The organism is Streptomyces niphimycinicus, from assembly GCF_018883605.1.
GTDB lineage: Bacteria > Actinomycetota > Actinomycetes > Streptomycetales > Streptomycetaceae > Streptomyces > Streptomyces niphimycinicus.
On record NZ_JAHLEM010000650.1, the window covers coordinates 1 to 12,375 of the forward strand.

General features: G+C 71.5%; 13 protein-coding genes. 3 read left to right on the forward strand and 10 right to left on the reverse strand.

The annotated features are described in order from the left end of the window. On the reverse strand, positions 1–777 hold a 777-nt coding region (locus tag KN815_RS39020; protein ID WP_301184692.1), incomplete at its 3' end, for an acetyl-CoA carboxylase carboxyltransferase subunit beta. A gap of 259 nt (positions 778–1,036) precedes the next feature. On the opposite strand from KN815_RS39020, the gene KN815_RS39025 reads away from it, so the two are divergent. Then, a complete protein-coding gene (locus KN815_RS39025) occupies positions 1,037–2,092 on the forward strand; it encodes a lytic polysaccharide monooxygenase auxiliary activity family 9 protein (RefSeq protein WP_216346545.1) in 1,056 nt (351 codons plus the stop codon). A 94-nt stretch (positions 2,093–2,186) separates the two neighbouring features. Here the strand turns inward: KN815_RS39025 and KN815_RS39030 are convergent, their stop codons facing one another. From KN815_RS39030 to KN815_RS39055, 6 genes are all read right to left on the reverse strand, one after another. Further along, entirely contained in the window at positions 2,187–2,753 is a 567-nt protein-coding gene (locus tag KN815_RS39030) for a TetR/AcrR family transcriptional regulator (RefSeq protein ID WP_253209509.1), read from the reverse strand. 215 nt (positions 2,754–2,968) lie between these two features. Then, positions 2,969–3,838, reverse strand: coding sequence for an aldo/keto reductase (locus tag KN815_RS39035; RefSeq protein WP_216346547.1), 870 nt, complete (start codon positions 3,836–3,838; stop codon positions 2,969–2,971). Between the two features lie 86 nt (positions 3,839–3,924). Next, positions 3,925–4,890: an MBL fold metallo-hydrolase gene (locus KN815_RS39040; protein WP_216346548.1), complete on the reverse strand. Its 966-nt coding sequence runs from the start codon at positions 4,888–4,890 to the stop codon at positions 3,925–3,927. Further along, positions 4,887–5,852, reverse strand: coding sequence for a D-2-hydroxyacid dehydrogenase family protein (locus KN815_RS39045; RefSeq protein WP_253209510.1), 966 nt, complete (start codon positions 5,850–5,852; stop codon positions 4,887–4,889). Before KN815_RS39045 ends, KN815_RS39040 begins: the two co-directional genes overlap by 4 nt. After that, positions 5,845–7,188 carry an MFS transporter gene (locus KN815_RS39050; protein WP_216346549.1) on the reverse strand — a complete coding sequence of 448 codons (1,344 nt, stop codon included), beginning with the start codon at positions 7,186–7,188 and terminating at the stop codon, positions 5,845–5,847. The genes KN815_RS39045 and KN815_RS39050 overlap by 8 nt, the downstream gene beginning before the upstream one ends. A 92-nt stretch (positions 7,189–7,280) precedes the next feature. After that, positions 7,281–8,117 carry an SDR family oxidoreductase gene (locus KN815_RS39055; protein WP_216346550.1) on the reverse strand — a complete coding sequence of 279 codons (837 nt, stop codon included), beginning with the start codon at positions 8,115–8,117 and terminating at the stop codon, positions 7,281–7,283. 129 nt (positions 8,118–8,246) lie between these two features. Between KN815_RS39055 and KN815_RS39060 the strand changes: the two genes are divergently transcribed. After that, a complete protein-coding gene (locus KN815_RS39060; RefSeq protein WP_216346551.1) occupies positions 8,247–9,146 on the forward strand; it encodes a LysR family transcriptional regulator in 900 nt (299 codons plus the stop codon). Positions 9,147–9,194: 48 nt separating this feature from the next. On the opposite strand, the gene KN815_RS39065 is transcribed toward KN815_RS39060, so the two are convergent. Next, the gene (locus KN815_RS39065) at positions 9,195–9,707 is read right to left on the reverse strand and encodes a MarR family winged helix-turn-helix transcriptional regulator (RefSeq protein WP_253209511.1); all 513 of its coding nucleotides are present in this window, start codon (positions 9,705–9,707) and stop codon (positions 9,195–9,197) included. A 116-nt stretch (positions 9,708–9,823) separates the two neighbouring features. Here KN815_RS39065 and KN815_RS39070 point away from each other — a divergent pair, with 116 nt between their 5' ends. After that, on the forward strand, positions 9,824–10,240 hold the full coding sequence (locus KN815_RS39070; protein WP_301184693.1) for an organic hydroperoxide resistance protein: 417 nt from the start codon (positions 9,824–9,826) through the stop codon (positions 10,238–10,240). 301 nt (positions 10,241–10,541) lie between these two features. Here the strand turns inward: KN815_RS39070 and KN815_RS39075 are convergent, their stop codons facing one another. After that, a complete protein-coding gene (locus KN815_RS39075; protein ID WP_253209512.1) occupies positions 10,542–11,498 on the reverse strand; it encodes an esterase/lipase family protein in 957 nt (318 codons plus the stop codon). A gap of 171 nt (positions 11,499–11,669) precedes the next feature. Next, on the reverse strand, positions 11,670–12,375 hold a 706-nt coding region (locus KN815_RS39080), incomplete at its 5' end, for a DinB/UmuC family translesion DNA polymerase (RefSeq protein ID WP_253209513.1).

Here is a 12,375-nt window from a genome sequence, read left to right on the forward strand (position 1 = left end):
GCCCGCGGCTGCCTCCGGCTCGGTGGCGGCCCCGCCTCCGGCCCCCGCGCCGGAAGCCGGAGCCACCCCGGAGCCGGAGGCAGCCGCGGGCTCGCCGGCGCAGAGGACTCTCAATACCCGTGCCGCCACGCCCGACAGGCGACTCAGCGGCAGGACCGCGTCGATCAGGCCGTGGTTCATCAGGTTCTCGGCGTTCTGTACGCCGGGCGGAAACTCCTCCCCGTACAGCGCCTCGTGCACCCGCGGGCCCATGAAGCCGATCAGGGCGCCCGGCTCGGCGGCGGTGACATGGCCGAGGGAGCCCCAGGAGGCGAGGACGCCGCCGGTCGTGGGGTGGCGGAGGTGGACGAGATACGGCAGGCCCGCGGCCTTGTGGTCGGTGATCGCCGCGGCCACCTTCACCATCTGGAGAAACGCGACCGTGCCCTCCTGCATCCGGGTGCCGCCCGACGCCGGGGCCGCGAGCAGGGGCAGCCGTTCCGCCGTGGCCCGCTCCACGGCGCGTACCAGCCGCTCCCCCGCGGCGACCCCTATCGAACCGGCCAGGAAGCGGAACTCGCAGGCGACCAGCGCCACCCTGCGCCCCTCGATACGGCCCTCACCGGTGATCACCGACTCGTCCAGCCCGGTGCGCTCCCGTGCCCGTTCCAGGTCGGCCCGGTAGTCGGGGTCGTCCGTGGTGATCTCCACCGGTTCGTCCCAGCCGTGCCAGCTACCGGGGTCGACGATGGCCTCGATCAGCTCACGGGCCGAGGCGCGAGAGTTCGTTGCGGTCATATGTGCCACCCTTCCACGCCGCCGCCCCTCCGCAATCATCGGCCAGCGATCACCTCGGGTATCCCCGGGACGGGCCCATCCTCAGCTCCGCCTGAGCTGCTCCTTAACGGCGCCATAAGACCGGCGGCGGGGCCGTTGGGCGGGGCTAGCGTGCTGCGCGTCACCCCCCAACCGCTCACCCCCAACCGCATCACCCCCAACCGCGACACGCCAACCGCTGGCCTCCCAGCGCGTCCCCCCACCGAAGGAGCCCCCGACGATGACCGCTCGTGCGACCGCTCACCGCAGAACCGCCCGGCTCGCCGTGCTCGGCGTGGTGCCGCTCGCGCTCACGGCGCTGAACGCGGACCCGGCCACCGCGCACGGTTCGATGCAGAACCCGGTCAGCCGGGTGTCGGCCTGCTTCGCGGAGGGGCCGGAGAGCCCGGACTCGGCGGCCTGCAAGGCGGCCGTCCAGGCGGGCGGCACCCAGGCGCTCTACGACTGGAACGAGGTCAACATCCCGGACGCCGCCGGGCGCCACAAGGAGATCATCCCGGACGGAAAGCTGTGCAGCGCGGGCCGCGACAAGTACAAGGGCCTGGACCTGCCGCGCGCCGACTGGCCCGCCACCCCCATGACGGCCGGTGAGCACACCTTCACCTACCGGGCCACCGCACCCCACCGGGGCAGCTTCGAGCTATACGTCACCAAGGACGGCTACGACCCGACGAAGCCGCTGACCTGGGCGGACCTGGAGTCGGAGCCGTTCGCCAAGGTCACCGACCCCACGCTGAAGGACGGGAGCTACGTCTTCACGGGGAACGTCCCCAACAAGTCGGGCCGCCATCTGATCTACAGCGTCTGGCAGCGCTCGGACAGCCCGGAGGCGTTCTACACCTGCTCGGACGTGACCTTCGGCGGAGGCGGGAACGCGGCGGCCAAGGGGGCCGGGGCGAGCGCGAGTTCCGCGCCCACCGCCGCCGCGCCCAATGCCGCACAGATAGCGGAGGGCGCCGAGAAGTCGACCGTCGATCACCATGGCCACGGCGGTGACGACGGCGCCGAGGCCAACCATCAGCCGAAGGCGGCGGACGAGCAGAGCACGGAGGCGAACCAGCCCGAGGCCAAGAGCGCCAAGAGCGCCAAGGTCATGGCCTCGGACGCCGAACCGCAGGACAGCGGCACCGCCGACGGGCAGCATCTCGCCGAGACCGGGGGCGACGGATCCACCGCCCCCATGGCCATCGGCGGCGCCGCGGTCCTCGCCGCCGGCGCGGCCGTACTGTTCGCCGCCGCCAACCGCCGCAAGGCCGTACGCCGCGGCCGAGGCTGAGGCCCTGGGGTGCCGCGGACACCGTGGGCGTCCGCGGCCGATCGGACGGAGCCGGTTCCGGGGAGGATGACGGCACCCCCCGGAACTGGCTCGCCTACGTGCCGGCCGTCCGCGCGGACGGTGCGTGCCAGGCAGCGAGGGCGGCGTCCGCCGCGGCGTGCAGATCCCGGGCGGGCGCGCCGTCGCACACTTGTGTGGAGACGCCGAGCAGGAAGCCGTGGATCATGGATGTGAAACCGTCCACGTCAGTTTCTTCGGCGAGTTCTCCCGTCGCAACGCCACGGACGACGCACTCTCTGATCCGTGCCCGGTCCGTCGCACGGCGCGCCGCCATTGTCCGGCGCACTGCGGCTTCGTCGTCCCCGGGGGCCCGGACGGTACCCGACAGGGCCACGAGGCAGCCTCGCGGGTGGGAAGTGTCGGTCTGCATGTCGATGGATCGGTGCAGCATCCGGGCGACGGCCTCGCGCGGGCTCAGAGCTTCGTCGCCGATGACGTCGGTGACGCTGCCCGGCCCGGCCATGTAGTGCTCCACCGCCCGCTCGAACAGACCCTGTTTCGAACCGAAGGCACCGTACAGGCTTGCCGAAGACAGGCCGGTGGCCTCCCGGAGCTGGGCCATCGATGTCGCTTCATAGCCCTGCTCCCAGAACAGCCGCATCGCGGCTTCCAGGACGCCCTCGATGACGAAGGCGCGGGGGCGGCCGGCAGGGGACACGGCATACCTCCTCTTTAAAGGAACGATCAGTCCAGTTTAGCGGGCAGGCACGCCGTGTCCCCACTCGGCCGACGGCGTGGGCCCGTCCCGCCCATGGCTGCGCTCTCCACACGTACGCGCAGTGCGTCACCACAGGCCGGCGACCCCAGGGCCACGTGCTACAGGGCCGCCTGGGAGAGGATGTCGAACTCGGCGTCGGACAGTTCGATATCGGCAGCTCGCACGTTCTCCTCCAGATGCGCCACGGACGAGGTTCCCGGGATGGGCAGCATTGCGGAGGAACGCTTGAGAAGCCAGGCCAGGGCAAGTTGCGCCGGGCTCGCACCGTGCTGCTCGGCCAGCGCGGCCAACGGGCCGTCTCCTTCTGCAAGTCTTCCGGTGGCCAAGGGGAACCAGGGGATGAAGCCGATGCCGTGCTCCGTGGCATAGTCCAGCAGCGGCTCCGCCGCGCGATCGGCCAGATTGAACATGTTCTGCACGGAGACGATCGCAGCCACTTGCGTCGCCACCTCAACATCCTCGATGGACACCTCGGACAGTCCGATATGACGGATCTTGCCCTCCTCCTGCAACTCCTTCAGTACCCCGATCTGTTCCTCGACGGGCACATGGGGATCGATGCGATGTAGCTGGAACAGGTCAATGCGGTCCAGGCCAAGATTGCGCAGGCTCATCTCGGCCTGCTGGCGCAGGTACTCGGGCCTGCCGACAGGAAGCCACTGGTCGGGTCCCTGGCGGGTGAGACCCGCCTTGGTCGCGATGACCAGGCCGTCCGAATAGGGATGCAGGGCCTTCCTGATGAGTGGCTCGGCGACCATGGGGCCGTAGGAGTCGGCCGTGTCGACGAAGTTCACACCGAGGTCCACCGCCCGGCGCAGCACCCGTACGGCCTCGTCCGGGTCCTTCGGATCTCCCCAGACGCCCGGGCCGGTCAGTTGCATCGAACCGAAGCCGAGGCGGATGACGGTGAGATCATTCCCGAGGTGGTAGCTGCCCGCCGCCAGGGCAGGTGATGGGACCGGGTTCACAATCAATCTCCTTAACCGTATTCAGGGGCTGGACACGCCCTTCGTCCTTCAGCGCGTGCCCGTTGTGGCGGGGGTCGGGCCCGGCGTCAGGAAGCGTCTGCCGCGTCGTTCCAGGGGCGCCAGCGGCCGGCGCCGTCGACGGTTCCCAGCTGCTGGTCGGCGAAGTGGACACCGAAGCCGTAGACCCCGTCCCGGGCCAGGTAGTCCACGAGCCGGCGCCGTGACCGTTCGGCCTCGTTCCGGTCGGTGTCGAGAACGACTTCCCAGTCCGGGTGCTGAACCTGGACCGGTGAGTGCATGGCGTCACCGAAGGCCACGACCTCCCGGCCGTCGCCGGTGTCGAGGATCCAGGCGGTGTGCCCGGGGGTGTGCCCGGGAAGGGACCACGCGCGGACCCCGCCCGCGATCTCGGTCCCGTCGGCCACGACCACGGTGCGCTCGTCCTGGCCGGCCAGGACCGGGCCGGTCCCGGGCGGGACGCTCTCCAGCTCGCCCTTCCCGACCATCCAGCGCGCCTTCGTGAAGAGGCTCCGCGGATCCTCGACCGCGTCGGGCCGGGCCCACCCGGTGTGGTCGCCGTGGAAGTGGGTGAAGGCCACCGTCTCCAGCTCGGCCGGGTCCACGCCGAGGGTCGCCAGTGACTCGGGCAGGTTCCGCACATGGCCGAAGGCGTGCTGGAAGTGCTCCAGGTCCTCGCCCGATATGCGGCCATGGCCGGCGTCGATGAGCAGGCGGGTGCCGCCCCGCTCGACGAGCAGCGCCCCGCATCCCATGGGCAGGTGGCCCGCCTCGGTCATATGCGTGCGGTGCGCGTGCCAGTCCTCCTCGGCGGAGGCCGGATAGACCCGGGTCGGGATCATGTCGACGCCCGCGTCGGGAACGTAGCTCAAGGTGAGTTCGCCCAGGGTGCGTACCCAGATGGCGGGGAGCCGGAATCCCGAGCCGTCGCCGTCCTCGACGCTTTTCGTCGTTGTGTACCGCTCATGCGTTGCCACGGGGTCGTGCCTTTCGTGTTCGTGGGTGCCGTACGTGGTGGTGGGCGGTCCGCTCACGGGGCGACCACGCGGATCGGGTGGCCCGCGGCGTACGCGAGGATGTCCTCGAGCGCGTCGGAGTAGAAGACGTCGTAGGTGCCCTCGGTGACGTAGCCCAGATGCGGGGTGAGCACCGTGCGCGGGGCCGTGCGCCACGGCGAGTCGGCCGGGAGGGGCTCGGTGGAGTGGACGTCCAGACCGGCTCCGCCGATGGTCCCGGCGTGCAGGGCCGCGAGCAGCGCCTCCTCGTTGACGACGGGCGCGCGCGAGGTGTTGACCAGCAGCGAGTCCGGTCGCATGAGTGCGAGGTCGTCGGGGCCCAGGAGTCCGGTGGTGCGGGCGGAGAGCTTGAGGTGGATCGTCACCACGTCGGACGTGGCCAGCAGTTCCCGCTTGTCGACCGGGGTGACCCCGACGGCACGGGCGTGCTCGGCGTCGAGGTGGGCGCTCCAGGCGACGACGTCCATACCGAAGGCGAGCCCCACGCGAGCCACGGGGGTGCCCACACCGCCGAGCCCGATGACGCCGAGGCGGGCGCCGCGCAGATCGCGCCCGACGGTCCGCTGCCAGCCGCCCCCGCGTACGTCGCGGTCCGCGGCGGGAAGGGAGCGGGCAAGGGCGTGGATCAGGCCCCAGGTGAGCTCGGCCGTCGGTATCAGCCCCGCCCCACGGGTGCCCGACACCACGATTCCGCGCTGCCGGGCCGCGGCCACGTCGATGGCCGCGTTGGCCGGGCCCGTCGTCACCAGCAGGCGCAGGCGCGGCAGCCGGTCGATGACCTCGGCCGGGAACGCGGTGCGCTCGCGCATGGCCACGACGACGTCGAACGGCTCCAGCGCGGCGATCACGTCCTCGGGACCGCCCAGGGCCTCGGTGAAGGCCGTGAGTCGTGCGCCGTCCGGCAGGGTGCTCCAGTCGGCGTACCGGCGCGCGACTCCCTGGTAGTCGTCGAGGATCGCCACTCGATGGATCTCAGGCACAACCAACCTCCTCACGGCACGAGCTCACACGGCCCGCGCCCACCGGGTGCCGCACGGCCGCCGACGATTCGGCCGGCGGTTCGGCGGGGCTGGGGTGGACCAGCTCCAGAGTCCAGATGCCGGCCCCGACCAGTGCGATGACCAGGCCGAGCCCGCACACGCCCGGCCACCCCACGAACGGGTACAGCGCCGCGGTCAGCGCCGAGGCGACGGTGGCCCCGGCGAACGCGGACACCATGAGGGCCGTCGTCACGCGGCTTCGAGCGTGCGGGACGCGGCGGTAGATCGCACTCTGGTGGCTGATCAACAGGGACTGCTGGGCGAGGTTGAGCGCGATGATCCCGGCGGTCAGTGCGATCAGGCCGCTCGGCCCGCCCACCCCGGCGACGGCGAGCACGGGCCAGCTGGCCGCCAGCAGGACCAGTCCGCCCGTGGTCACCCGGCGGCCGTGGCCGCGGTCGGCGAGCCGACCGGCCCTCGCCGCCGCGGCGGCTCCGACGACCCCGGCCAGGCCGAACAGGCCGATGACGGCGGGGCCGAACTCGTACGGCGGACCGGCCAGCAGGAACGACGACGCGGTCCACAGGACGGTGAAGCAGCCCATGCCGACCGCCGCCAGGGCCATGCGCCTGCGCAGCAGCGATTCGCCGCGCACCAGCGCCGGTACCGAGCGCAGCAGCTGGGGATAGGTGCTGCTCTCCGACCGCGGGACAGGGCGCAGGAGTAGGCGCAGGGTGACCGCCAGAGCCGCCATCAGGACCGCGGCGAAGACGAACACCAGCTGCCAGTCACCGATCTGGGCGAGCACCCCGGCGACGGTACGCGCGATCATGATCCCGATCAGCAGCCCGCTCATCACCGTGCCCACCGCCGACCCGCGCTGGTGGTCCGGCGCCAGCGACGCGGCCATGGGCACCACGATCTGCGCCACCGCGGAGGTCGCCCCGACCACCCCGATCGCGGCGAGCAGCAGCCCGAGCGACGAGGACGCCGCCGCACCGAGGAGCGCGAGGGCGCTCAGGCCCAGCAGCACGGTCACCAGGCGGCGCCGTTCCAGTACGTCCCCCAGGGGCACCAGCAGCGCCAGCGAGAGCGCATAGCCGATCTGCGAGACGGTGATCACCAGGCCGCCGGCTCCCTGGGACACCCCGAGCGCCCGCGATATCACGGGCAGCAATGGCTGGGCGTAGTAGATGTTCGCCACCGCCGCGCCACACACCACGGCCAGCAGCAGCACCGTCGCCCGGCTCAGGGTCGGAGGGCCGGTACCGGACCCGTCGGCGGACGCTGTGCGAGGGCGGACCGAACCGCTCGCGACGAATTGTGGATCGTTCATGCCACAATCCATACTCCGGCCCCGCGTGAACGTCAATGGATTACGGATCGAACGATCCAAATGTGGGGCAGTTCACCTCGGGGCCAAGCGGTTCACCGGAAGAGGTCGAGGTTGTCGGCGGCCCAGCGGCGGAACGGACGGCCGGGGCGGCCGGTCAGCCGCTGGGTGGAGCGTGCCGCCTCGCGGTGCCCGGTGGGCAGCGCGGCCCAGTAGTCCAGGACGGACTCGGCCAACGGCGCGGGCACGTGGGCGCCCAGGTGCACGGCCACCCTTTCCCGGGTGGGTTCGCGCAGCTCGAGCGGGCGGTTGAGCATCTGCCCCAGCATCCGGACCTGATCGCGGAAGCTGAGCACTTCCGGGCCGCCGAGACCGATGGTCTCACCGTCCAGCCGGCCGCCGGTGAGCGCCAGTTCGGCGACGTCGACGATGTCATCGGGATGGATGACATCGAGCCGGGCGTCCGGATACGCCTGCTCGACCGGTCGCCCGGCACGGACGGACTCGGCCCAGTGCCGCGCCATGGTGGCGAACCCGCCCGGGCGCAGCACGGTCGCCGTCAGCGGCGTGGCCCGTAGCGCCCGTTCCACCCGCAGATGGTGGCGGGCCAGCGCGTTGTGCTCCGCGCCGGGGAGGGCCGCCGAGTCCGATGAGAGCAGTACGACCCGCCGCACCCCGGCCGGGATGGCGGCGGTCAGCAGTGCCTCGATCCCGGCCGGTTCGGCGTAGAGGAAGACGTCGGTGACTCCGGCCAGCGCGGGGGCGAAAGTCGTCGGGTCCGCGAGATCGAGGGGGACGGCGGATACACCGGCGGGCAGATCGAGCTTCTCCGGGGCTCGGCTGGCCGCTCGGACCCGGTGCCCGGATTCATGCAGGCGGCGGAGCAGGCCGGCGCCGATGCCGCCACGGGCTCCGGTGATCAAGAGGGTCACGCGTTCCACTCCTCGCGATAGCTGGGATGCGGCCCGCGAACGGTGCCGGTCACCAGCCTGCGGCGGCTTGGTCATCGAGTCCAACGAAGATTGCCAATAACATTCATCGACTCCTGCTATAAATGGCGGGTGGAACTACGTCAGCTGGAATGCTTCGTCGCCGTCGCGGAGGAACGCAGCTTCACCCGCGCCGCGGCCCGGTTGCACATCGTGCAGTCCACCGTGTCGGCCACGATCGCCGCTCTGGAGAAGGAACTGGCCTCCCCGCTGCTGGTGCGCACGACCCGACGGGTCGGCCTTACCGATGCCGGGCTCGAACTCCTCCCCAAGGCCCGAGTGGCGCTCGACGCCGTCCGGGACGCCCGTGATGTCGTCCATGCCGTTCAGGGCGGACTGCGCGGCACCCTGCGCATAGGAACCATGAGCTCACTCGGGCCGATCGAGCTGCCCGCCCTGCTGGGCCGCTTCCACCGCGATCACCCCGAGGTGTCCGTGCGCCTGGCGACGGCGGCGTCCGGCGGGGGATCGCCGGAACTCATCGCGGCACTGGCCGAAGGCCGGCTCGACCTCGCCTTCGTCTCGCTCCCCGGGCAGTGCCCGGCCACCGCGCGACTGCGCCACCTGACCTCGATACGGCTCGATCTCGTGGTTCCACGAGAACACCCTCTGGCCGGCCGCGCCACGGCAGCGATCTCGGACCTGGCCGACGAGCCCTTCATCGACTTCCCATCCGGATACGGGAACCGGGCCGTGACCGATCGCGCCTTCACCGCCGCCGGACTTCGGCGGCACGTGACCATCGAGATCACCGACATCGCCGCTGGTGTGGACTTCGTTCGCAACCGCCTCGGCCTGGCGCTGCTGCCTCGCGGCGCCGTCGGCCCCGACGACGATCTCACCACCCTCGATATCGCCGACGCCGACCTGGACTGGCCCATCTCCCTCGCCACCCCAGCGGAACGCACCCCTTCCGCGGCGGCGCGCGCGTTCGAGCAGCTCGTCGATCGCCACCTCGCGGAGCGCTCCTGAGGCACAGAAGGTTTGGCTCCCCCGCCCGTCGTCACTCCAGCCCGGCGATCACGCCTCCTCGGCCAGCGCCGCGTCGAGGGCAGCCGTCAGCCGCTGCACCCGCGCCTGCAAGTCCACCGCCTCCGCCAGGCCGAGGCCGCTGGCCTCGATCGCCTTCAGGGGTACGCCCTGGGCGCGCTCCTTCAGCGCCGCGCCCTCCGCCGTCAGCCGGACCGTCACCGAGCGCTCGTCGTGTGCACTGCGCTCGCGCTGGACGAGTCCGGCCGTCTGCATCCGCTTGAGCAGCGGCGAGAGGGTACCCGAGTCCAGCCGCAGGAACTCCCCCAGCCGCTTGACCGGCATCTCCCCGTGCTCCCAGAGCACCAGCATGGCCAGGTACTGCGGATAGGTCAGCCCCGTGTCGCTCAGCACCCGGCGGTAGAGGCCGTCGAAGGCGCGGGAGGCGGCGTGCAGGGAGAAGCAGAGCTGGCGATCGAGCCGGAGCAGTTCATCGGCGGGATGCGGCTCGGGGTCGGTGCCCCCGGTCGTGGGGTCGGTGGTGCGGTCGGACTGGTGTGACATGTGTCCAGCGTACCCTTTAGTTGTGCACAACTTAATTGTGTGCTGTACTTCCGTCCGGAGGCGGGGCGCACCGGGCGCCCACCTCCCGACTGCCTGATACGAAAGGGATGGTCTTCATGGACGCGATCTACACCGCGGTGGCCACTGCCAACGGACGCGACGGCCGGGCCGTGAGCTCCGACGGACAGCTCGACCTGCCGCTCGCCATGCCGCCCGCCCTCGGCGGCAACGGCCAGGGCACCAACCCCGAGCAGCTCTTCGCCGCGGGCTACGCCGCCTGCTTCGCGTCCGCGCTCGGCCTCGTCGGCCGCCAGGCCAAGGTCGACACCAAGGACATCTCCGTCACCGCCGAGGTCGGCATCGGCAAGGACGAGGCGGACGGCGGCTTCGGGCTCAAGGTGACGCTGCGCGTCGAACTGCCGGACGACCTGGAGAACGAGACCGGCCACAAGCTGGTCGAGCAGGCGCACCAGGTGTGCCCGTACTCCAAGGCGACGAGGGGCAACCTCGAGGTCGAGCTCGTCGCCGAGTAATTCGGACGACAGCAGCCGGACGAGAGCCATCGGACGACCACCGGACAGACAGGGCCGACAGGGCCGACCGGCACCCCCGGGGGGATCGCCCTTCGACGTGTTCGAGGTCCGCGGCCATGCGGCTCAGCACCCGCGCCGTCTCCAGGTACTGGTCGTCCGTCAGCCCGTCCATCAGCCGCCGCCGGGTGGCGCCGACCCGCTCCGCCACGGCGGCGTGGCCGTCGGCGCCGGGCGGGGCTGGTGCGGCGGGAGGCGGACCAGTCCGACGGGCGACGGGGTCGGCCCCCGCCCTTGTCAAGCGTCAGTCGTCCGACGCACAGGTGGTCGGGGTGGCGTGATCCGGATCGAGGGCATTGACGGCCTCGTGGAAGGCCAGCCCGTCGGTCAGGCCGATGGCCAGATGCTCGGAGATGTCGGTCGCGCACAGATCCTGGATCAGCACGTTCTTGACGTTCGGACCGGAGAGGAACTGCGCCTGGTAGGGGGTCGCGACCTCGTCGTACTTGGTCGCGATGACCGTGTAGCGCACTCCGGGGACGGTGTCGCCGCCCTCGTTGAGGCGCCGCAGGAAGTCCGAGCCGACCACCTGGTCCATCAGCCCCGGGGTGCCCTTGGCGATGAGATCGCCGACCCCGGGAAAGTAGTCCAGCAGCTTCGTCAGCCCGGACAGGGTGGTGCCGTGGTTGGTGGGGGCGATGCCGACCAGGGCGTTCACCTTCGGCGCGCCACCGAGGAACTTGAGGTAGTAGCGGGGCATCATCCCGCCCTGCGAATGCCCGACCATGTCGACCTTGGCGGCGCCGGTGGCGGCGAGCACCCGGTCCACATGGGTGGACAGTTGCTTGGCGGACTGGTCGACCGCCCCCAGACCGTGGAAGAACGGCACGGCGGGCAGTTGGCCGTAGTCGAGGGAGAAGACGCAGTAACCCCGCTTGACCAGGTAGGGCGCGAAGCCGAGCCAGTTGTCGACGGAGTTGCCGAGGGTGCCGTGCACCAGGACGACGGGGCGGGGGTGCTGGGCCGAGGGCTTGCAGGAGTAGTCGTTCCAGCCGCTGCTCACCCCCTGCGACGCGGTGTCCGTGGCGAGCGCGGCGGTGGGGGTCGCCACGGTCGCCGCGACCGCGAGGGCCAGGGCGGGCAGTAACGTACGGGGCGTGGACTTCGCGGTCTTGACGGACTTCGGGGTCTTGACGGTCTTCGCGGTCTTCGCGGTCTTCGCGGTCTTCCGGAATCGCCGGATACGCCTCCGGGGCAGCATCACATGAACTCCTCGCTGGTGGGGGAGAGAGTCGCGCTGAGGGTGCGCTGACGGTGCGCTTGCGCTGCGCCCTGCGATCCGGATCACAAGAAGTGGTGCGCTCAACCGAAATTACGCGCGAGTAGCAAAGGCATCCAGCCATCTGCCGGTGAAGGAACGTTTACACCCTTTTCACGCGACGTCCAGGAATCCGGCGGGCCGGACCGCGGAGATACCGAAGCGGGCCCGGGCCCGGTCGGCGGCGGCCTCCAGACGGCGTGACTTCTCGTCCGCGGGGTCGAACGTGAGCTGATGGGAGGCGAGTTCGGCGTCCATCAGCCCCTCGAAGCGCAGCGCCACGGACCGCACCCGGGCCCGCTGAAGCCCGAGCGCGTCATGCAGCGCGTACGCGGCGGCGGTCAGCGCGGGGGTGTGCGCGGTCGGCTCGGTCAGGGTGCGGGAGCGGGTGGTCGTGGAGCGGTCGGCGTAGCGCACGGTGAGGCTGATCGCGGCCGCGACCTGCCCACTCGTCCGCAGCCGCACCCCGAGCCCGTCGGCGAGGGTGAGCAGCGCGCGGCGCCTGCGGACAGGGTCCAACTCATCGTGACGGAAGCGGTGTTCCGCGCCCACCGCACGGGCGGGGGCGTTCGGGGTGACCGGCGCCGGGTCGATACCGCGCGCCCACGCGTGGACGCGGCGCGCGGTCGCCGCGCCGAGGATCCGCTGGAGGGTGGACAGCGGCGCGGCGGCGATCCGCGCGGCGCTGTCCAGCCCGTACGCGCTCAGGGTGCGCGCGGTCGCGGGCCCCACCCCGGGCAGGGCGATGGGCGGCTTGCGCGCCAGGAACGCGGCGACGGCGTCCGGATCGCCGGGAACGGTACGGACGGACCCGGCCGCT

Bases quoted from the DNA above. Each gene is read 5' to 3' on its own strand.
- KN815_RS39030 (WP_253209509.1), bottom strand. From the start codon at position 2,753: ATGCGGCTGTTCTGGGAGCAGGGCTATGAAGCGACATCGATGGCCCAG.
- KN815_RS39070 (WP_301184693.1), top strand. From the start codon at position 9,824: ATGGACGCGATCTACACCGCGGTGGCCACTGCCAACGGACGCGACGGC.
- KN815_RS39050 (WP_216346549.1), bottom strand. From the start codon at position 7,188: ATGAACGATCCACAATTCGTCGCGAGCGGTTCGGTCCGCCCTCGCACA.
- KN815_RS39025 (WP_216346545.1), top strand. From the start codon at position 1,037: ATGACCGCTCGTGCGACCGCTCACCGCAGAACCGCCCGGCTCGCCGTG.
- KN815_RS39065 (WP_253209511.1), bottom strand. From the start codon at position 9,707: ATGTCACACCAGTCCGACCGCACCACCGACCCCACGACCGGGGGCACC.
- KN815_RS39075 (WP_253209512.1), bottom strand. From the start codon at position 11,498: ATGCTGCCCCGGAGGCGTATCCGGCGATTCCGGAAGACCGCGAAGACC.